Consider the following 19,102-nt stretch of genomic DNA (forward strand, 5'->3'; position numbering starts at 1 on the left):
CGGCTGTTTCTTTGACCGCAACGGCGACGGGTCTTTGCACCAAAAGGCATTTGCCGGGCAGACCGCCGACCGCACCGTTCACAAGGGCGACCTGACCGGCATCGAGATCATCAACCGTCTGATGGAACAGGTGTTGTCGCGCCCGGTCGAAAAGCTTCAGGAGCACCGCGCGATTGGCCTGATCCCGACGAAGGACGGATCGGCTTTGGCCGGAGTGCTGATGATCGACATGCGGACGGGCAAGTTCCGGTTCGTGCGCGCGAAGACAGTGCTGATGGCGACGGGCGGTGGCCCCACCATGTACAAGTACCACACGCCGTCGGGGGACAAGACAATGGACGGGCTTGCCATGGCGATGCGCGTCGGCCTGCCGCTGCGCGATATGGAGATGGTGCAGTTTCACCCGACGGGATTGCTCGCGGGCGATCACACCCGGATGACCGGGACCGTCTTGGAGGAAGGCTTGCGCGGCGCGGGCGGTCAGTTGGTGAACCACGCGGGCCAGCGCTTCATGTTTGACTATGACGGCAAGGGTGAACGCGCGACACGCGATGTGGTGAGCCGTGGCATCTATTCCGAGATGCGCAAGAACAACAATCCAGACCAAGAGGGCGTGTTCATCTCGATGTCCCATCTTGGGCCGGATTTCGTGCGCGAAAAATTCAAAGGCATGGTCAAACGCTGTGCCGACAGCGGGTTCGATCTTGCGGCGGGAAAGGTCGAGGTTGTTCCGACGGCGCATTACTTCATGGGCGGCGTCGTGGTCGATGTAGATACGCGCACGGCGATGGAGGGGTTGTATGTCGCCGGAGAGGACGCAGGCGGCGCGCATGGGTCGAACCGGCTGGGCGGCAATGGCGTGGCCAATTCGACGGTCTATGGCGGTATCGCGGGTGACGTGATGAGCGCTGACATTCGCGGCATGAGCGCGCTGCGTGATCCCGACGAGGACGTGATGGAGGCGGAACTGCTGCGCGCTTGTCACCCGTTGACGCGCAAGCCGGAACTGGTGCTGCCGCTGCGCAAGCAACTGCAAGAGGCGATGTGGGACGAGGTGGGCGTGATGCGCACCGAAGCGGGTCTCAAGCGCGGTCTGACTCGGATTGCCGAAATCTCGGACGCGCTGGGTGATATAGGTGTCGCCGCCGACAATCTGGCCTTCAACCTGACATGGCACGACTGGCTGAACCTGCGGTCGCTCTGTGACATTTCCGGGGTGATCACGAAGGCGGCCTTGGCGCGGGAAAACTCGCGCGGGGCGCATTACCGCGAGGATTTCCCGGAACCCGGCGCGATGGAGGACAGTTATTTCACCGTCGCGCGGCAGGTAGGCGACGCGGTTGAGGTGGGGCGCGAAGACGTGATGTTCACCATCGTGCGCCCCGGCGAAACCGTGCTTCCCGAGGGGGAGCCAGAGACATTGGTGGCCGCGCAATGATCCCGATAGACCTGATCCAGAAAACCGCCGAAACCCTGATGGACAAGGCAGCCATCGAGATTCCCGAGGATTACCTTGACGGGTTGCAGAAAGCCGCCGAGACCGAGGATGGCGACCTGTCGTCCTTTGTGCTCAAGGCGATGCTCGACAATTACGAAGCCGCCAAGGAAGACCGCCGCGCGATGTGCGGCGACACGGGCGTGCCCCGCTGGTTCGTGAAGCTTGGCAATGACGCACAGGTTCAGGGGGGCATGTGCGCGCTGGAAACCGCGCTGCGAAGGGCGACGGCAACGGCGACCAACGGCGTGCCGCTGCGCCCCAACCGGGTGCATCCTCTTTGGCGGACGGACCACAACAACAACGTTGGCATCGGCGCGCCCGAGATCGAATACGGGTTCGAACCCGAGGGCGACTGGATCGACCTGATCACCGTGCACAAAGGCGGGTTGTTCGGCACCGATTACCGGATGCTGTTCCCGAGCGACGGGATACAGGGGATCAAGCGGTTCTACCTCGACAGCCTGATGGCCTTCGGCAAACGCGGTCTGGCCTGTCAGCCCGCGATCATCGGCATCGGGCTGGGCGGCAGCAAGGACATCTGCATGACGCTGGGCAAGCGCGCCTCGGTGCTGCGCACCGTGGGCAGCCGCAATTCCGATCCGCGCATCGCCGAGATGGAGGACGAGTTCAAGGAACTTGGCAACTCCATCGGCATGGGCGCGATGGGCTTTGTCGGCAAGAACATGGTGGTCGATTGCAATATCGAGGTGGGCTACTGCCACACCGGCGGGATGCCGATGTCGGTTCACGCCTTCTGCCTGTCCTCGCGGCGCGCCGTGGCGCGGATCTATCCGGATGGGCGGGTGGAACACCGCACCGATCCGGATTGGTTCACGCCGTATCAGCGCCGCGAGACCGTGGAGTGGGAACCGATGCAAGAGGCAGCGGAATGAGTGACGACGGCCCCCTGAGCGGCGTGCGGATCCTTGATCTGACTCATGTGTTGGCTGGGCCATATGCGACTGGGCAGCTGGCTCTTATGGGGGCGGACGTGATCCGGATCGAACGTCCGAACGGCGATGATTTCGTGCGCCGCCACGGTGGAACCCAAGTCATGAAAGATGCGGGTCTTGGGGCGTCCTTTCTGAGCCAGAACAGCGGAAAGCGGTCTGTCACACTGGATCTGAAAGCGCCCGGCGACCGGGAAAAGTTGTACGAGCTCGCCCGGACAGCGGATGTCTTGGTCGAGAATTTTCGCCCCGGCGTGGTGGACCGGCTTGGTGTCGGATTCGAGGACATCCGCACACAACGCAGCACGATCATCTACGCAAGTCTGAGTGGGTATGGACAGTCTGGCCCCCTGTCGGACCGCCCCGCCTATGACCATATCCTTCAGGGGATCAGCGGCCTCATGGCGATGACCGGCGAGGCCGGCAGCGGACCGATGCGGGTTGGATTGCCGATAGTCGATTACGTCGCAGGTCAGGCCCTTGTTGCTGCCATATTGGGGGCGTTGCTGCAAAAGGCGCGCAAGCCGGATGAGGCGCAGCGCCTGTCCGTGTCGATGCTGGATGCCATGACAACCTTCATGGGGGCCTATGCGATCCACCACGAGACAACCGGCACACTGCGCGGATTAGAGGGAAACAGGGCCTTTGCCGACACGCCGTTTTCCGGGAGGTTCGATACCGCCGAGGGCGCGCTTGTGATCACTGCCAACACGCCTGCGCAGGCCACACGGCTGTGTGCGGCGGTCGCGCGGCCTGATCTGGCGGACGAGCCTGATGACACCCGTATTGCCGAAGCGCTGAGGGCTGTCTTTCTCACCGATGATGCGCAATCCTGGGAGGACAGGCTGTCTGCCGCCAATGTGCCTGCCGCGCGTGTGCGGACCCTTGCCGAGGTGCTTGCCCATCCTCAGATGGCCAAGAGTTGCGCATGGTTGCCCTTGGCGGTGCCCCAACTGGGCCTGACCGTCCGCGCTCCGGCCTTGCCCTTTGATGCGCCCTGGGGGCCGGACAGTCTTGGGCCGGTGCCGACGCTGGGCCAACACACAGATGACATCCTTTCCGCCCCGTCAGAAAAGGTCACCCCATGAGCCCGCGTGAGATCCGACTGTCCACCACCCCCACACCCGAGGCGATCGCCGAGTTGCGGCTGGGCGACATCGTGTACCTTGACGGGCTGATGTATACCGCCCGCGAAGGGGTCTACATGCGCGCGCTCGAGGATCAGGCGAATATCCCGATGGAACTTCCTTCGGAAAGTGCCGCCAATTTCCACTGTTCCCCTGCCGCCCGCATCAACCCCGATGGCAGCTTTGAGATGGGCGCGGTAACCGCAACCGCGTCGTTCCGCTTTGCCAAATGGTTGCCGGAATGGATGGAAAAGACCGGGGCCAAGCTGATTATCGGCAAGGGGGGCATGACATCCAGGGATTACAAGAGCTACTTCGTTCCGAACGGCGCGGTCTACCTGTCGACCGTTGGCTACGGCACTGGCGCGCTTCTGGGGCGCGGTGTGGAAAACGTCGAAGCGGTGCACTGGAACGAGGAGCTGGGCCTTGCGCAGGCCATGTGGGTCATCAAGTGCAACAAGATGGGGCCGTTCATCGTGGCCTCGGATCTGAATGGCGATTGCCTGTTCGAACGGGAGAATGCCAAGATCGCGCAGAACATCGAACGGGTCTACGAAGGCACCAAACCCGCCGTCCTGAAACGCTACGGTGAAAGTGATGATCGCTCGGACGAGGTGATATGACCCACAATCCGTTTGCGCCGGGGGCCAAGCGGCCGCCCGTGACCGAAGGCGTGTTCTCGCCCGAGGAAGTGGCGCTGGCAAACCGCAATTCGGGGGCGTTGCTGGAAACTCTGGGCCTCGACATCACACCCACGGGCACGCATTACCTGCTCAATCATTTCGATGTGCCGGTGCTTTCCGACTCCGAACATATGCTGCGCTTCGAGGGCGCGTTCGATGCGCCTTTTTCCCTGAACATGGACGAGATCCGCGCGCTGCCACAGGTGACGCGGCCGGTCACACTGGAATGTGCGGGCAACGGGCGGGCAGGGGTCAGCCCGCGCTGTTTCTCGATGCCGTGGATGTACGAGGCGGTGGGCACGTCGGAGTGGACGGGCACGCTGCTTGCGCCGCTTTTGGCGCGGGCCAAGCCGCAGGCGGGGGTGCAGGATTTCGCCTTCCTCGGTGCCGACTATGGCTTTGACAAGGGGCAGCCGCATTTCTTTGGCCGCAGCCTGACGCCGGATCAGATCGCGGATCTCGACGTGATGCTGGTCTGGGGCATGAACAGCCATCCACTTTTGCCGCAGCACGGCGCGCCTTTGCGCATCGTCGTGCCGGGCTGGTACGGGATGGCCTCGGTCAAGTGGCTGACGAAGATCAAGGCATTGACCGAACGCTATCAAGGCTTTCAGCAGGTGCAGACCTACCGGCTGCGCAAGGACGAGGACGACCCCGGCACGCCGATCACGACAATCCGGGTCAAATCGCTGATGAAGCCGCCGGGTGTGCCCGATTGGGTCACGCGGCAGCGCTGGTTGCAGGCGGGGCGTGTGACGATTGAGGGACGCGCGTGGTCGGGTGGCGGAGTGCCGATTGACAGGGTTGAGGTTCTGCTGGGCGACACATGGCGCACAGCCGAACTGACAGGCCGTCGGGACCGCTATGCCTGGACGGGCTGGCGCATCGACTGGGATGCAACACCTGGAGTTTACGATCTGGCCTGTCGCGCAACGGATGCGGAGGGCAACATGCAACCACTGGAGGCACCGTTCGACATGGCAGGATTTGCCAATAATTCAGTTCATCGCGTTCGGGTCCATGTGGCCGAGGCCGCAACATGACGCGCGGCGCGGACGTGGTGATGCAGGCGTTGGCCGCGCAGGGCGTGACGGATATCTTTGCGCTGTCCGGCAACCAGATCATGCCGCTTTTTGACGCGAGTCTCGATGCCGGCATCCGCTTGTTTCACACCCGGCACGAGGCAGCCGCGGTCTATATGGCCGAAGGGTATGCCCAGCTGTCCGGCAACCTGGGTGTCGCGTTGGTGACGGCGGGGGCGGGGCTTGGCAATGCCATCGGGCCGCTTTTGACTGCGCGCGCGTCGGACACGCCGGTTCTGCTGCTCAGCGGTGACAGCCCTGTCGCCCGCGACGAACAGGGTGCGTTTCAGGAGATGGATCAGGTCGCGCTGACCAAATCGCTGAGCAAATGGTCGGTGCGGGTGACACGCGTGGATGATCTGGGTGCAGTGATCGCCAAGGCAGCCCGCGTCGCATTGCAAGGAAGGCCCGGACCGGTGCATGTGTCGCTGCCCGCCGACGTTCTGCTGGCCAAGACAGATGTGGTCGCGGGACAGTCCGCTGATCCAAGCGACCCCACCAACGTGGCGAGGTTGCGCGATTGGATGGATGCGGCGAAACGGCCGATTATCGTGTTGGGCCCCGCGTTGAATGACACGCGGGCTCCGGGACTCGCCGCGCGGCTTGAAACCGCAACGGGTGCGCCCGTGATCGCCATGGAAAGCCCAAGGGGGCTGAATGATCCGTCGCTTGGTGCCGTGTCGTCGGTCTTTGCCGAGGCGGATCGGATCTTGCTACTGGGCAAGCCGTTGGATTTCACCCTGAAGTTTGGCGATGCGGCTCCGCGTGCCGGTTGGGCTGTGGTCAACGCGGACCCGGAAGAACGGGCGCGGGCGCAACTGAACTGCGCCGAGCGTTTGACGCTGAGCCTTGATGCAGATCCGCTGGATGTCGCGCGTGGACTGGCAATTGGCGGTCCGCCTGCGCGTGAACCGGATTGGACGGCGCGGGTGAAAGAGGTCTGTGCGCGCCGGGTTGCGACTGCTGATCAAAAAGCCATCCATCCGAATGCCCTATGTGCGGCGGTTCAGACGGTGATTGCGGATGCACCATCCCCGGTTCTTGTCTGTGACGGGGGGGAATTTGGTCAATGGGCGCAAGCTGGCGTGACTGCGCCGCGTCGGATCATCAACGGGGTGTCTGGGGCGATTGGCGGCGGGCTGTGTTACGCCATGGCCGCGCGGGCGGCGGACCCGACAGCGACCGTGATCGCCCTGATGGGCGACGGAACAGCCGGATTCCACTTTGCCGAATTCGAAACCGCGATTCGGGAAGACCTTCCTTTTGTCGCCATCATCGGAAACGATCAGCGCTGGAACGCAGAGCACCAGATCCAGCTGCGTGATTTTGGCAATGACCGCCTCCATGGCTGCGCCCTGAGCGGGGCGCGTTATGATGAGGCGGTACGCGCCTTGGGCGGATTTGGGGCTTTGGTGACCACGCTGGACGATCTGCCCGACGCGCTGCACCGGGCGATTGCGTCAGGCAAGCCAGCCTGTCTCAATGTGATGATCGACGGTCAGCCTGCGCCAGTGGTGACCTGACCTGGCTATATACCGTGGATCGCCATTACGGCGAGGGTCGCGGTGCGCTCGAGCATCGCATTGTGATGCGCCTCAAGCTTGGGATAGTCCGCAAGGTCTACACCAGCCTTGGCCATCCACCGCGGCACAAGGAAGAGGTAGGCATCGCAGATCGTGTAACGATCCCCCATTGCCCACGGCCCTGTCAGGTAATGCGCTTCGATCATGGCGGCACACTCTGCCATGTTGCCTGCTACCTTGGCCTTCATGGCCGCCTGGGCCTCTTCACTGTCGGTCCAGCGCGCACCGCGTTGGAGATGGGCAAAGGCCACATGAACGGTCGCGCAGAGATAGGCGTTCAGCGCATCCGCCCCCGCGCGCGCGAACGGCGTGTCGGGCAGCATCTGTGCCTGCGGATGGGTTGCCGCGATATAAGTGAGGATGGCCGGGTTTTCCGTGATCACACCGTTTGGCGTCATCAGGGCCGGAACCCGTGCTTTCGGGTTGATCTCAAGGAACGACGCCTCGTGATGTGCGCCATGCGCAATCGGAACTTCATGCACGGCATAGTCCGCGCCGACCTCTTCAAGCAGGATATGAGGGGCAAGGGCAGATGAGCCTTTGGCGTAGTAAAGTGTGAGCACGCTAAGTCCTCCGGTTGGGTGAGCGTTTAGAACAGGGCCCGGATCAGGATGCCCAGACCCAGAAGCAAAGACAGTCCGATCAGCAAGCGTCGGAACGTATTGTCCGAAATGCGGCGGAACACGGCAATGCCGATCTGTGCCGCGATCAAGGATGCCGGCAGTGCGATCAGGAAGGCGGTGAGTGTTGTCGATGTATAAGCCCCCCGCCACCAGAGCATCACTGTCGTCGTAAAGAGGACGCCGATGTTGAAGGGCTGCAACACGGCGCGGGTTTCTGCCTTGGGCCAGGGGCGCATCGAACACCAGATCACCGGCAAGGCACCGGACAGGGATGCCATGCCGCCAAGGACGCCGCCCGCCAGACCTATTCCGGCATCCAGAACCGGCGTCCGGCGTTCGAATTTGGGCAGATTGGCGCGAAAGCTGAAAAAGCCGCCATAAACGATCAGAAGCACCCCGATAATCAGCTTCAGCGTGTCGGCATCTATGAAAGACAGGAACGAGATTCCCACAGGTACGCCCAGCAAGCCGGGGATGATGAAACGCATCAGACGCGGTACGTTTCTTGTCAGAGCCTCTCGCACGATCCACAGCCCTTGTATCCCGGTCACAACCGACATGAGCGACACCACAGCCACAGCACTGATGGGGTCCAGCGCGACAAGCAGAAAGCCAAGCGCGAACAAGGCTGTGCCGGTTCCGGCCAGTCCGTTGACAAAACCTCCGGCAAGCGCCCCCAGGACAATGAACAGGATCGAGACCCAGGTCACGATGTGCCTCCGGCCTGACCGTCTGGCGAGTGTTCATGTACGGCACGCAAAAGGGCTGCATGGATTTCTTCGATCACCCGCAACTTGGGATGTTCCTTGCGATAGGCCAGACCCAGAATCCGCGAAGGCGCCTCCGGGCCAAGCGTCAAATGGTTGAGCGGCAGGGCATACCGGCTGGCGACACAGGACCGGGGCACGATCGAAACCCCAAGGTTGGCATGTACCATGCTTGAGATTGCTTCGAGATTTCCCAATTCCATCGCTTCGCTGACGCGGATGTTGTTCTCCTGCAGCCATGTTTCGATCACCGTGCCGACAACAGCGTCCCGGTTGAAGCGGATAAAGGGCTGTTTTTCCAATATCTTGATCGGGTCGGTTTCCGTAACCTCTGCGCCGGTGATCAGGTGGAGCGGTTCGTCGGCGATTTCGAGAAACACCAAGCCCAGCGGCATCAGAACCGGCTTTGTCACGATGGCCACGTCATATTGCCCGCGATCAATGCCCGACAACAGGGCAGCGGTCAAAGCGGGGGTGATCCGAATCCGCAGATCCGGGTATTTCGCACGCAGGATCGACATGGACAGCGGCGCAAGCCCGATCAGCGTGGTGGGTACCGCGCCCAGCATGACCTCACCGGTCAGGCCGTCATCCCCAAGGACCGATGGAACAAGGTTGTCGTAATCCATCACCAGGGTGCGGGCGCGCGCAACCACGGCGCGTCCCAGCGGCGTCAGTTCGGGGGTGCGATAACTCCGATCGAACAGCGCAATTCCCAAATCTGCCTCCAGGGTGCGCATCTGCTGGCTGACGGCCGCATGGGTGATGAACACCGCATCCGCTGCCGCACTAAAGGTTCTATGGTCCGCAACCGCGACCAGCGTTTTGAGCAATCTGATGGACATTTGACCGTTTATGTGTGTTTTGCTTACAGAACTTGTAATTTTTTATTTCTTCGTCAAAGCTCTACTTAAGGTTAACGTGAGTCAAGAGCCTGTGACAGGGCCAAACTTTAGAAAGGGAGGATACTATGAAACTTTGTACATTTGGGTCTGTTCTGGCGCTTGGAGTGAGTGTGCTGGCCGGAACCGCAATGGCGGAATACCCTGAACGCCCGATCAACATGATCATTCCTTACGGCGCGGGCGGCGCGACGGACATTTCCGCGCGCACCATTGCCGAAGCGCTGGGCACTGCCGCAGGCAAGCCCCTGATCATGGCGAACGTCACTGGCGCCGGCGGCGCAACCGGGTCGGTCGCTGTGCAGAACGCGAAGCCCGATGGCTACACAATGCTGTTCGCACGCGTTGGATCGCATTCGGTCAACCCGGCGATGAAGGCGACCTTGCCCTATACGCTGGACGATTTCCGTTTCGTCACGGTCTACGAGATCAATCCGGTGGCCTGTGCTGTCCATCCTGACAGTGGCATCGATTCGATGGATGATCTTGTCGCCAAGGTGGCCGAAGGTGGCGTCAGCTACAGCTCGTCCGGTGTCGGATCGCTGCTGCATCTGGCGGGCGCGATGGTGCTCAAGGAATTCGGTGTCGAGAATCCGCTGACCGAAGCGACCCATATTCCCCAGAAGGGTGGTGGTGAAGCAGCGACAGCAGTTCTGAACGGTACGGTGACGTTTATCTGCACCAATACCTCGGCTTTGGCGAACTTCGTCGCGAACGATCAGCTGAAGGCGTTGATGGTCACCACGCAAGAGCCGGTTGTCGGCTTTGACGCACCGACCGCCAACGATCTTGGCAAACCGCGCCTGAACGCGCTGGTGGGCTGGACCGGCATTGCAGGCCCCGCAGGTCTGCCGGATGATGTCAGTGCCAAATGGGGCGACTGGATCACCGAGGCTGCACAGGACGCCAAGTTTGCGGACACGATGCAATCCATGGGGTCTGTCATTGACGTGATGAACCCGGAAGAGGCTATCGAGTTCATCAACGGTCAATACACTGTGTTCAAAGAACTTGTGGACGAGTTGGGAATGCGGGTCGAAGGCTGAGCCACGATCCGATCACCCAGACATGATTTGCGCCGGGGCCTTTTGGCCTCGGCGTTTCCACCTGCGGAGCGTCTCTGTCCATGTCTCAGAAATCCTTGCATGTTCGCCTTGGGATTGTTGTGTCCCTGCTGGCGTTGTTCCTTGTATCTTATGCGATTCCTTCGTTTGTGTTTTCGCCGTCCAATGTCGGCAATATCATCCTGTCGCCTCTATTCTGGCCCTATGTCCTGGCTGGCCTGACCGGAATCGTTGGCCTGAGCCTGCTGGCAAACGCGTTCCTGTCTGCCGAGGACACGCCTTTTGAAGACGAAGAAACCGCCCAAGCCGATGGATCAGCGCCGTGGTTGCGGCTTGGTGCGTTGGCGCTGATCATGGTTCTTGTCATGGTCGCTCTGCCGCGGCTTGGCATGGTCTGGACGGCGATGCTTGCCTTTGCGGCCTGTGCGTTCCTGTTTCGCACCCGTCACCCGATTGCGGCCTTGGTCTGTGCCGTGATCATCCCCTTGCTGCTATATGCGTTCTTCGCCCATGTCGCCGGAGTGGCGATCCCCCAGGGTGACTTTGTGAGGTTGCCATGAGCCTGATGGATTCTCTGGCCGCCGGATTTGCTCTGGTCGGCAATTTCGAAGCTTTTTTCATGCTGTTTATCGGTCTGGTCGTCGGAGTGGTCGCCGGTGCGATCCCCGGATTGTCCGCGACGATGGCGGTGGCGCTGACGCTGCCCTTTACCTTTGCGATGACGCCGATCAACGCGATCCTGTTGTTGCTGGGCGTTTACAAAGGCGGCATCTTTGGCGGCTCGATCCCCGCGATCCTGATCAAGACACCGGGAACACCCGCGTCTTCGGCCACGATCCTTGACGGCCACCCGATGGCCGAACGTGGCGAGGCGGGGCGTGCGCTGGGCATGGCGCTTTATGCGTCCTGCACGGCCGACGCGGTGTCGAACCTCGCGCTGATCCTCTTTGCCGGGTGGCTCGCGTCCTTCGCGCTCAATTTCGGTCCACCGGAATTCTTTGCGCTGATCCTGTTCTCGCTCACCATCATCGCGGGTGTGTCGGGCGAAAGCCTGTTGCGCGGCGCGCTGTCGGCGCTGGCCGGTCTGTTGCTCGCAACCATCGGGCTTGATCTGGTCTACGGCACCAACCGTTTTACGCTGGGCAATCCGAACATGATGGGTGGGTTGAACTTCATCGCGGTTCTGATCGGCCTCTTCGCCATCCCCGAGATCATCTCGATGGCCTGGAACCCGGTGGCGCATTTGGGTCGCACGCGGGCGCTGGGCAAGTCACGGTGCAGTTGGGCAGACTATTCCAAGAGCTTCAAAAGCATCATCCGGGGCAGCATGATCGGTGTCTTTCTTGGCTCCATCCCCGGCATCGGTGCCGCCCCCGCCGCCTTCCTGAGCTATTCCGAAGCGCGGCGCACCTCCAAGAACAAGGCCAATTTCGGCAAGGGCGAGATTGAGGGCGTCGCGGCCTCCGAGGCGGGCAACAACGGGGTCGCCGGGGCGACGCTGATCCCGCTTCTTGCGCTGGGTGTGCCGGGCGACGTGATCACCGCCATCATCATCGGGGCGTTTATGGTCCACGGGCTGCAACCGGGGCCGATGATGTTCATCCTGAACGTGGACATCATCTATGGCCTGTTCATCGGACTGATCGTCAGTTCGGTGTTCCTGCTGTTTGTCGGGTCCGTGGCGATCCGGGGGTTCCGGTTTGTGGCGGACGTTCCCAAGCGGATCCTGATGCCCGGTGTGCTGATCCTGTGCATCTACGGTGTCTTTGCGGTGAACAACAATATCTTCGACGTGGGTGTGATGTTCGTCATGGGCTGGGTCGGTTATATCATGATGCGCAACCGCATTCCGGCAGCCCCGTTCCTGATCGCGTTTATTCTCGGTCCGCTGCTCGAGGACAATTTCCGCCAGTCGATGTTGATGTCGGGAAGCGATCCGATCATCCTGTTCCGGGGGCCGATCACATGGTTCTTCTGGCTGCTGACAGGGGTGACGGTGTTCGCCATCACCCGAAGCACCCTGCGCAAGAAGGTGCCGCTTAGTTGAGATCTTCGAGGAGACGCCCATGGCGGCGCGTCTCTTCGATCACCTGTCCAAAAGTGGTCACACCGCGTGCGTCAAGCATTGGCAACATCTTCACCAAAACCTCGGCCGTGGCGGTGGCGTCTCCCAGGGCCGTGTGGCGCAGTGCGGCCGGGATGCTGACGTTCAGGCGGGTGCACAGCGCATCGAGCGTATGTGTCTCACTGGCGCCGAACAGAACCGCGGACAAAAGCACCGTATCAAGGATGGGATGATCCCATGTGACGCCGGTCTCTTTTGCGTGACGGTGCAGAAATGCCATGTCGAACGGCGCGTTATGGGCGACAATCACCGCATCGCGTGAAAAGTCGTGAAACCGTTTTGCGACCGACAGGATATCGGGTTTTCCGCGCACCATCGCATCGGTGACTTTATGCACCTTGGTCGAAGCCGGCGGGATCGGGCGGCCGGGATCGACTAGCTGGTTGATGATTTCGCCTTCGATGATCCGCCCGTTCACAACCCGCACCGCGCCCAGTTGCACAACGTCGTCCTTGTGCGGCAATAGCCCCGTGGTTTCAGTGTCAAAGACGGAAAAACACAGATCGCGCAGCGGACGGTCATGGATGTCCTTCTCTGCAGCCCCGGACCGCCGGTCCAGCAGGTCGAAATCGTAGACAAGAGGGCGCGCCGCATCCGGCGAGATGTTGAGCGTCTGGCTGTCGATGATCATGAGGTAACCACCCCCGTCCATCGGCTTGAGCGTGCAGTCAAAGCTTTGGGCGCCGTCATGTGATTTCGCGGTGAATGCCACATCCAAACCGGTCTTGCGCAATTTCCCCACTGCGGCAGCCACGGAGTTCGGCTCGAAATACTCGGTGATTGCTGCATTAAGCCGGGCAACGCCCAACTGCGCCAGAACCTCTGCCGCCTGTCCGTCGTACAACACGATCTGGCCGTCCGGATTGACCAGGATGGTGGCGACCGGAATTTCTGTCAGAAGGGCAGTCAGCCGCGCCTTTTCAGACGTCAGCCGCGCGGTTTGCTGGGCCACGGCCTGTGCGGTGTTCAGGGTTGTTTCGCTCAACTGTCGGGTGACCGCAAAGGCGGCAGGAGCAAGATCACCAAGATAGCGCGCCGCCGTCAGATCAAGATCCCCATCCACACCCGCATGGGCACGGGTGCGCATCTCGGCAGCGAGCCGTTCGATCGGTTTGGCGACGTTTTCATCGAAGAGCAGCCACACGGCGACGGTCAGTCCAAGGATGAAAAACCCCGCAAGGATCGCCGCAAAGGTAAAGCCATTGCCGATCGTTGTGTCCAGCGCGCGCCCATACCCGAACCACAGCGCCACGCCAACCGAGAGCAATCCCCCAAGGCCCAGCAAACAGAAGAACAGAAAGATGCGCAGACGCAGGCTCAGCTTTGTGAACATACCGTCAGCCCTTGTTGCAGACGCCGGTGACAATCGGATCATTTGCACCGCCATCCCGCCAGACAGGGTCGCCACCATCCCCAAGGGCCGGATCCGCACGCTGGCCGGTCTGGCAGTTCACCATCATTTCGACTGACCGCACAGTGCCCCAGCGCTGGAAGAAGTAAAGATCGGCCATGAACAGATCGGCGTCGTCGGAATTGGCGCGGACATTGCCCGTATCCAGCGCGATGAACCGGTCGGTGTAGGGGACAACGTAGGTCCAGGGTCGGTAAAATGCCGTGCTGTCCGCGGTCTGCACCACCCTCAGTCCCTCGGGCAACGCGTCAGAGGTGCGCGAGAACCAGCTGTATTCGCTGCTGATCGTTGTGCCAAGCATCGCGGCCCCCGCTGCAATCGGGATGAACCATTTCGGGATGCGGCCACCAGACACCCGTGCGACCAGCATCATCACACCCGCCCCGGCAATGCCGGCCACGATCACAGCGATCAGTTCCAGAAACATAGATCGTCCTCCCAAACGACGCGTGTCAGCCTAACATCCCGCGCCCGTGCCCCAATGCCGACTGAAGTGACTTTATCACGACAAACGCATCCCGTAGATGACTTCGCTCAAAATCCGACAGGTCCGTCGGACTTAGAAAATTGTCGGGGATGATGCCAGCGCGAACCTGACCTGCCTGATGTTCAAGCCGGGTTTCGGCGATCAGATCATAAGCATCGCGCAGATCCTGCCCGCCAGACGCACTGAGCGCACCCGCAGCTATGGCGGCTTCAAGACGGGCCGCCGTGTTCACCACATTCAGCTTGCCTTGCAGCGCATAGATACGGCCCAGATCGACCACCGGCACCACGCCGTTGTGCTTGAGGTCGATCATGTTCTTGTGCTCGCCCGACCGGATCGTGGCGAAGCCGCGCAACAAGCCCAACGGCGGCGTGTGCTTGAGCGAATTTGACACCATGTGTGCGACAAAGATCGAATTGACCGACGCCTTGCGCAGGGTCTCGGTCTGGAGATCCTCGAACAGCCGCGTGGCACCGCCAATCGGGCGCAGGTCGAACATGACGCTGGCCAGCATCTGTGCCTCTGGGGACGGGGTCTTGATCCAGCTGGCGAAATAGTCGCGCCAGACGCGGACAGGCTGCCGCCAGCGTGGATTGGTCGCCATCATGTCACCGGGGCAATAGACATAGCCGCAGGTGTCCAGCCCATCGCAGACGAACCGCGCCAGCGCTTCGAAATAGGGCATGTCCGCGTCCGTCACGCTGTCGTCCAGGAACAGGCAATTGTCCTGATCGCTCACGCCAGTCTGTTCCTGGCGCCCTTGGCTGCCACAGGCCAGCCAGAGATACGGCACCGGCGGCGCGCCCAACTGCACTTCGGCCAGCGCCAGCAGACGCCGCGTTGCCGTATCGGCCACATCGGTGATCAACCGGGTGATGACCTCGTGCCGATTGCCACCCGCCACAAGCTGCGCCAGCAGTTGCGGGATGCGCCGGGTGACAACGGCCATGTCTTCGGCGCTTCCCGCATGGGCGATCTCGGACACCAGCTCTGCTGAACCGACGGCCTGAAAGCGGGTGAGATCGGTCTGCGTGACGATGCCCACCAGCTTGCCCGCCTGTGTCACGGGGATATGCCCGATCCGCCGCTCCATCATCATGTGCAGCACGTCCGACCCGATGGCCGACGGGGGCAGGGTGACCGGATCCGGGGTCATGATCCGGGAAATCGGTGTCGCAAAAGGAAGACCATCGCCCACCACCTTGCCGGACAGATCGCGGATCGTGGCAATACCCTTTAGGGCGTTGTCCACAGCCACGCATATCGACGACACGCGCGCATCCCGCATCAGGCGGGCGGCGGTCTGCACATCGGTTTCGGGTGGGCAGGTCAGCGGCGCGGTCGCCATGAGCGCCTCGACCCGCGTGGTGGCAAGGTTCGCGGTGTTGGGACGTACAACCCGACTGCGGTTGAAGAAACGCCGAAACGCCGGGTCTTCGTTCATCGCCTGATGAAACCGGGTCTCCGGAAGCATAATCACAATGCTGTCCGTCACGGCCCGCGCCGACGTCAGGCTATTCCCGTCGCGCAGCAGGCCGCGTTCGCCAAAGGAATTGCGCGGACCCAGCAACGAAATCGCAACGTCATGTTCATCGCGGATTTCGACGTCACCCTGATAGACGACAAACAGACCATCCAAAGGCGCGTTCAATGCGTAAATCGCATCACCAGCTGCAATGGGTTTGATCTCGAATGCGTCGATCAGCGTTTGCAGGGCTGCCGGTTCCATCGCGTCATAGGGATGGATGGCAGACAGGAACTGGGCAATCGAATGGGAATCAAGTGTCATGTCAAAGACCTGGCGTCCTAAGTAAAAAGTCCCGCCCCGGTGTACCGGCGCGGGACCGCATTGTCAGGGGCGCGCCGCCGGGGCGACGCCTCCTGTTGGCTTAGTGGTCCTGAGCCGCGCCAGCGCCACGGGGAACGCGGACGCTTTCAACCAGTTCTTCGATCTCTTTCGGGATCGACGCCGTCATCTTGGACACGGTGAAGGCCACCGCAAAGTTGATGATGGCACCGACCGCACCAAAGCTTGTCGACTTGATCGTGCCAAGCAGCGGATCGGCATCGGTAAAGCTGTTGGTGTCGGGGATGAAGAACCAGCCCTTGTGCAGGAAGATGTAGATCACGGTGACGATCAGACCGGCCAGCATCCCGGCCACGGCACCGTAATTGTTCACCTTTGTGAAGATGCCCATCATCAGCGCCGGGAAGATCGACGCCGCCGCCAGACCAAAGGCCAGCGCCACGGTTTGCGCGGCAAAGCCCGGAGGGTTGAGACCCAGATAGGTGGCCACCACGATGGCAACCGCCATCGCGATCCGCGCCGACAAAAGCTCGCCCTTTTCCGAAATGCTCGGGTTCAACTGGCCTTTGATGAGATCGTGCGAGACAGCAGACGAAATCGCCAGCAACAGTCCCGCCGCCGTCGACAGCGCCGCCGCAAGGCCGCCCGCCGCCACCAGACCGATCACCCAACCCGGAAGGTTGGCAATCTCGGGATTGGCCAGAACCAGAATGTCCTGGTTGAAGTTGGTCAACTCGTTGCCGGCCCAGCCTTCGGTTGCGGCACGCTCCTGCATCGCGGGGCTTGCATCGTTGTAATACTGGATGCGGCCGTCACCATTCTTGTCTTCCCAGCCCAGAAGGCCGGTCTGCTGCCATGTCGCCATCCAGTCATAAGCCGGATCGGTTGCGATCGTCTCGACCGATACCGCTTCGCCGCTCGTGCCGTTTGGCCAGAACTGCTCGGTGATGTTCAGACGCGCCATCGCACCAACCGCCGGGGCAGTGAGGTACAGCAGCGCAATAAACACAAGCGCCCAGCCAGCGGACCAACGGGCGTCAGCCACACGCGGCACGGTGAAGAAGCGCATGATGACGTGCGGCAGACCGGCGGTGCCGATCATCAGCGACAGGGTGAAAAGCACCATGTTGAACGTATCACCGTGATGCATGGTGTATTCGCGGAAACCAAGCTCGGCGACGATCTGGTCCAGCTTCTGTAACAGCGGCTCACCGGATTCGACATTGCCGAACAGACCCAGACCCGGAATCGGGTTGCCGGTCAGCTGCAACGAGATGAACACCGCCGGGATCGTGTAGGCCATGATCAACACGACATATTGCGCGACCTGCGTATAGGTCACACCTTTCATGCCGCCGAACACCGCGTAGGCGAAGACCACGCAGGCGCCGATCAGAAGGCCGGCGGTGTTGCTGACCTCGAGGAAGCGGCCAAAGGCGACGCCGACTCCGGTCATCTGACCGATCACATAGGTCAGCGAAGCAACAAGAAGGCTGATCACCGCAACCATGCGTGCGGTCGGGCTGTAGAAGCGGTCGCCGATGAATTCCGACACGGTGTATTTGCCGAACTTGCGCAGGTAAGGCGCAAGCAGCAACGCCAGAAGAACGTAACCGCCGGTCCAGCCCATCAGGTAGGTGGAGTTGTCGTAGCCGGTGAACGCGATGAGACCCGCCATCGAGATGAAGGATGCGGCCGACATCCAGTCGGCAGCCGTCGCCATGCCGTTGGTGACCGGGTGAATGCCGCGACCGGCGGCATAGAATTCCGCTGTGGAGCCCGCGCGGGCCCAGATCGCGATGCCGATGTAAAGCGCGAAAGACGCGCCCACGAACAGCAGGTTGATGGTAAACTGATCCATGACTTATTCCTCCTCGACGCCGTATTCACGGTCGAGCTTGTTCATCCGCCAGGCGTAGAAAAAGATCAGCGCCAGAAAGACGAGGATCGACCCCTGCTGGGCGAACCAGAAGCCCAGGTCGGTCCCGCCGACGCTGATACCCGACAGCATCGGGCGCAGCAGGATGCCGAACCCGAACGAACAGATGGCCCAGATCACCAGGCTCACCAAGATGATGCGCACGTTGGCCGCCCAGTAGCCCGCATCGGACTTCTGGCCAGCCTGCGCCGTTTGATTTGTGTGGTCCGACATTGCGGCTCCTCCTCTTTTTTCGTTGACGTGCCCCGAGTTTGTGGGACACGAATCCCTTTGTTCAGCGACCGCTCAGGCGGTGGCTTTGCTGACGATTGCGCCCAGGTTTTTGGCGATGTCGTCAATGGCTCCCATCGCATCGACGCGGGCAAGCGCGCCCTGTGCGTCGTAGAATGCAATCAGTGGGGCTGTTTGTGCGTGATAGGCCTTGAGCCGTGCAGCGACGGTTTCGGCAGTATCATCGGCGCGGCGTTTGAACTCCGTACCTTGGCACTTGTCGCATCGGCCTTCGGTCTTGGGAGCCTTGAAGCTGTCGTGATATCCTTCGCCGCAGGTTCCACAGGTATAACGGCCCGAAATCCGCTCGACCATCGCGGCATCTTCGACATCGAGACTGATCGCGGCGTCGATCTTCTGACCGTTCTCGGCCAGCAGATTGTCCAGCGCCTTTGCCTGCACGGTGGTGCGCGGGAATCCATCAAGGATCACGCCTTGCGCACAATCGTTGTGGCCAAGCCGATCACGCAAGATCGCGATGACGATCTCGTCGCTGACCAGTTGGCCCGCGTCCATGACTGCCTTCGCCTGTTTTCCGGCTTCGGTGCCTTCGGCCACGGCGGCGCGCAGCAGATCGCCGGTGCTCAGTTGAACCAAGCCGAAGCGGTCTTCGAGCATGCGCGCCTGCGTACCTTTGCCGGCCCCCGGAGGGCCCAGCAGGATCAGAACCGGGGCGGTTGTCGGCGTTGTGCTTCCATCCATGTCCCTCACCCCTTACGGTTTTCGATAAGGTCATCGACGACCGAAGGGTCTGCGAGTGTGGATGTGTCGCCCAATGCGCCGT

General features: G+C 61.4%; 18 protein-coding genes. 9 read left to right on the plus strand and 9 right to left on the minus strand.

Annotated features, from left to right (window positions below):
• The 6 genes from ACTIEN_RS20370 to ACTIEN_RS20395 form a co-directional block, all read left to right on the plus strand.
• Positions 1–1,438: L-aspartate oxidase (locus tag ACTIEN_RS20370; RefSeq protein WP_439524983.1), on the plus strand; the 1,438-nt coding region annotated here is incomplete at its 5' end.
• Entirely contained in the window at positions 1,435–2,391 is a 957-nt protein-coding gene (locus ACTIEN_RS20375; RefSeq protein WP_439524984.1) for a fumarate hydratase, read from the plus strand. The genes ACTIEN_RS20370 and ACTIEN_RS20375, both read left to right, overlap by 4 nt.
• The gene (locus ACTIEN_RS20380; RefSeq protein WP_439524985.1) at positions 2,388–3,536 is read left to right on the plus strand and encodes a CaiB/BaiF CoA transferase family protein; all 1,149 of its coding nucleotides are present in this window, start codon (positions 2,388–2,390) and stop codon (positions 3,534–3,536) included. Before ACTIEN_RS20375 ends, ACTIEN_RS20380 begins: the two co-directional genes overlap by 4 nt.
• Positions 3,533–4,198 (plus strand): fumarate hydratase C-terminal domain-containing protein, encoded by a 666-nt coding sequence (locus ACTIEN_RS20385; protein ID WP_439524986.1) that lies wholly within the window; start codon positions 3,533–3,535, stop codon positions 4,196–4,198. The genes ACTIEN_RS20380 and ACTIEN_RS20385 overlap by 4 nt, the downstream gene beginning before the upstream one ends.
• Positions 4,195–5,301 carry a molybdopterin-dependent oxidoreductase gene (locus tag ACTIEN_RS20390; protein ID WP_439524987.1) on the plus strand — a complete coding sequence of 369 codons (1,107 nt, stop codon included), beginning with the start codon at positions 4,195–4,197 and terminating at the stop codon, positions 5,299–5,301. The genes ACTIEN_RS20385 and ACTIEN_RS20390 overlap by 4 nt, the downstream gene beginning before the upstream one ends.
• Positions 5,298–6,863, plus strand: a complete 1,566-nt coding sequence (locus tag ACTIEN_RS20395; protein WP_439524988.1) for a thiamine pyrophosphate-binding protein — start codon at positions 5,298–5,300, stop codon at positions 6,861–6,863. The genes ACTIEN_RS20390 and ACTIEN_RS20395 overlap by 4 nt, the downstream gene beginning before the upstream one ends.
• Positions 6,864–6,868: 5 nt before the next feature.
• Here ACTIEN_RS20395 and ACTIEN_RS20400 read toward each other — a convergent pair whose 3' ends face one another.
• From ACTIEN_RS20400 to ACTIEN_RS20410, 3 genes are read right to left on the minus strand one after another with little or no spacing between them, the layout of a single operon-like run.
• Positions 6,869–7,486: a glutathione S-transferase family protein gene (locus ACTIEN_RS20400; protein WP_439524989.1), complete on the minus strand. Its 618-nt coding sequence runs from the start codon at positions 7,484–7,486 to the stop codon at positions 6,869–6,871.
• A gap of 26 nt (positions 7,487–7,512) precedes the next feature.
• Positions 7,513–8,256 (minus strand): sulfite exporter TauE/SafE family protein, encoded by a 744-nt coding sequence (locus ACTIEN_RS20405; RefSeq protein ID WP_439524990.1) that lies wholly within the window; start codon positions 8,254–8,256, stop codon positions 7,513–7,515.
• Positions 8,253–9,158, minus strand: coding sequence for a LysR family transcriptional regulator (locus tag ACTIEN_RS20410; protein ID WP_439524991.1), 906 nt, complete (start codon positions 9,156–9,158; stop codon positions 8,253–8,255). The genes ACTIEN_RS20405 and ACTIEN_RS20410 overlap by 4 nt, the downstream gene beginning before the upstream one ends.
• Before the next feature lie 125 nt (positions 9,159–9,283).
• On the opposite strand from ACTIEN_RS20410, the gene ACTIEN_RS20415 reads away from it, so the two are divergent.
• The 3 genes from ACTIEN_RS20415 (at position 9,284) to ACTIEN_RS20425 (ending at position 12,326) form a co-directional block, all read left to right on the plus strand.
• Complete coding sequence (locus ACTIEN_RS20415) at positions 9,284–10,261, plus strand: Bug family tripartite tricarboxylate transporter substrate binding protein (protein ID WP_439524992.1); 978 nt, start codon at positions 9,284–9,286, stop codon at positions 10,259–10,261.
• Positions 10,262–10,341: 80 nt separating this feature from the next.
• Positions 10,342–10,839 carry a tripartite tricarboxylate transporter TctB family protein gene (locus ACTIEN_RS20420; RefSeq protein WP_439524993.1) on the plus strand — a complete coding sequence of 166 codons (498 nt, stop codon included), beginning with the start codon at positions 10,342–10,344 and terminating at the stop codon, positions 10,837–10,839.
• Positions 10,836–12,326: a tripartite tricarboxylate transporter permease gene (locus ACTIEN_RS20425; protein ID WP_439524994.1), complete on the plus strand. Its 1,491-nt coding sequence runs from the start codon at positions 10,836–10,838 to the stop codon at positions 12,324–12,326. Before ACTIEN_RS20420 ends, ACTIEN_RS20425 begins: the two co-directional genes overlap by 4 nt.
• On the opposite strand, the gene ACTIEN_RS20430 is transcribed toward ACTIEN_RS20425, so the two are convergent.
• The 6 genes from ACTIEN_RS20430 to ACTIEN_RS20455 form a co-directional block, all read right to left on the minus strand.
• Positions 12,319–13,737 (minus strand): exonuclease domain-containing protein, encoded by a 1,419-nt coding sequence (locus tag ACTIEN_RS20430; protein ID WP_439524995.1) that lies wholly within the window; start codon positions 13,735–13,737, stop codon positions 12,319–12,321. The genes ACTIEN_RS20425 and ACTIEN_RS20430 overlap by 8 nt on opposite strands.
• Positions 13,738–13,741: 4 nt before the next feature.
• Positions 13,742–14,242 carry a hypothetical protein gene (locus ACTIEN_RS20435; RefSeq protein WP_439524996.1) on the minus strand — a complete coding sequence of 167 codons (501 nt, stop codon included), beginning with the start codon at positions 14,240–14,242 and terminating at the stop codon, positions 13,742–13,744.
• A 25-nt stretch (positions 14,243–14,267) separates the two neighbouring features.
• Positions 14,268–16,091 carry a DUF294 nucleotidyltransferase-like domain-containing protein gene (locus tag ACTIEN_RS20440; protein ID WP_439524997.1) on the minus strand — a complete coding sequence of 608 codons (1,824 nt, stop codon included), beginning with the start codon at positions 16,089–16,091 and terminating at the stop codon, positions 14,268–14,270.
• Positions 16,092–16,191: 100 nt separating this feature from the next.
• Positions 16,192–17,970, minus strand: coding sequence for a sodium:solute symporter family protein (locus ACTIEN_RS20445; RefSeq protein WP_439524998.1), 1,779 nt, complete (start codon positions 17,968–17,970; stop codon positions 16,192–16,194).
• A gap of 3 nt (positions 17,971–17,973) precedes the next feature.
• Positions 17,974–18,261 carry a DUF4212 domain-containing protein gene (locus ACTIEN_RS20450; RefSeq protein ID WP_439524999.1) on the minus strand — a complete coding sequence of 96 codons (288 nt, stop codon included), beginning with the start codon at positions 18,259–18,261 and terminating at the stop codon, positions 17,974–17,976.
• 72 nt (positions 18,262–18,333) lie between these two features.
• Positions 18,334–19,020 (minus strand): adenylate kinase, encoded by a 687-nt coding sequence (locus ACTIEN_RS20455; RefSeq protein ID WP_439525000.1) that lies wholly within the window; start codon positions 19,018–19,020, stop codon positions 18,334–18,336.
• Between the last annotated feature and the right edge of the window lie 82 nt (positions 19,021–19,102).

Origin of the sequence: Marivita sp., from assembly GCF_051859345.1 — a bacterium.
In the GTDB taxonomy this organism is placed as follows: domain Bacteria; phylum Pseudomonadota; class Alphaproteobacteria; order Rhodobacterales; family Rhodobacteraceae; genus Marivita.

Bases quoted from the DNA above. Each gene is read 5' to 3' on its own strand.
- ACTIEN_RS20375 (WP_439524984.1), top strand. From the start codon at position 1,435: ATGATCCCGATAGACCTGATCCAGAAAACCGCCGAAACCCTGATGGAC.
- ACTIEN_RS20380 (WP_439524985.1), top strand. From the start codon at position 2,388: ATGAGTGACGACGGCCCCCTGAGCGGCGTGCGGATCCTTGATCTGACT.
- ACTIEN_RS20385 (WP_439524986.1), top strand. From the start codon at position 3,533: ATGAGCCCGCGTGAGATCCGACTGTCCACCACCCCCACACCCGAGGCG.
- ACTIEN_RS20390 (WP_439524987.1), top strand. From the start codon at position 4,195: ATGACCCACAATCCGTTTGCGCCGGGGGCCAAGCGGCCGCCCGTGACC.
- ACTIEN_RS20395 (WP_439524988.1), top strand. From the start codon at position 5,298: ATGACGCGCGGCGCGGACGTGGTGATGCAGGCGTTGGCCGCGCAGGGC.
- ACTIEN_RS20410 (WP_439524991.1), bottom strand. From the start codon at position 9,158: ATGTCCATCAGATTGCTCAAAACGCTGGTCGCGGTTGCGGACCATAGA.
- ACTIEN_RS20415 (WP_439524992.1), top strand. From the start codon at position 9,284: ATGAAACTTTGTACATTTGGGTCTGTTCTGGCGCTTGGAGTGAGTGTG.
- ACTIEN_RS20420 (WP_439524993.1), top strand. From the start codon at position 10,342: ATGTCTCAGAAATCCTTGCATGTTCGCCTTGGGATTGTTGTGTCCCTG.
- ACTIEN_RS20425 (WP_439524994.1), top strand. From the start codon at position 10,836: ATGAGCCTGATGGATTCTCTGGCCGCCGGATTTGCTCTGGTCGGCAAT.
- ACTIEN_RS20430 (WP_439524995.1), bottom strand. From the start codon at position 13,737: ATGTTCACAAAGCTGAGCCTGCGTCTGCGCATCTTTCTGTTCTTCTGT.
- ACTIEN_RS20435 (WP_439524996.1), bottom strand. From the start codon at position 14,242: ATGTTTCTGGAACTGATCGCTGTGATCGTGGCCGGCATTGCCGGGGCG.
- ACTIEN_RS20440 (WP_439524997.1), bottom strand. From the start codon at position 16,091: ATGACACTTGATTCCCATTCGATTGCCCAGTTCCTGTCTGCCATCCAT.
- ACTIEN_RS20445 (WP_439524998.1), bottom strand. From the start codon at position 17,970: ATGGATCAGTTTACCATCAACCTGCTGTTCGTGGGCGCGTCTTTCGCG.
- ACTIEN_RS20450 (WP_439524999.1), bottom strand. From the start codon at position 18,261: ATGTCGGACCACACAAATCAAACGGCGCAGGCTGGCCAGAAGTCCGAT.
- ACTIEN_RS20455 (WP_439525000.1), bottom strand. From the start codon at position 19,020: ATGGATGGAAGCACAACGCCGACAACCGCCCCGGTTCTGATCCTGCTG.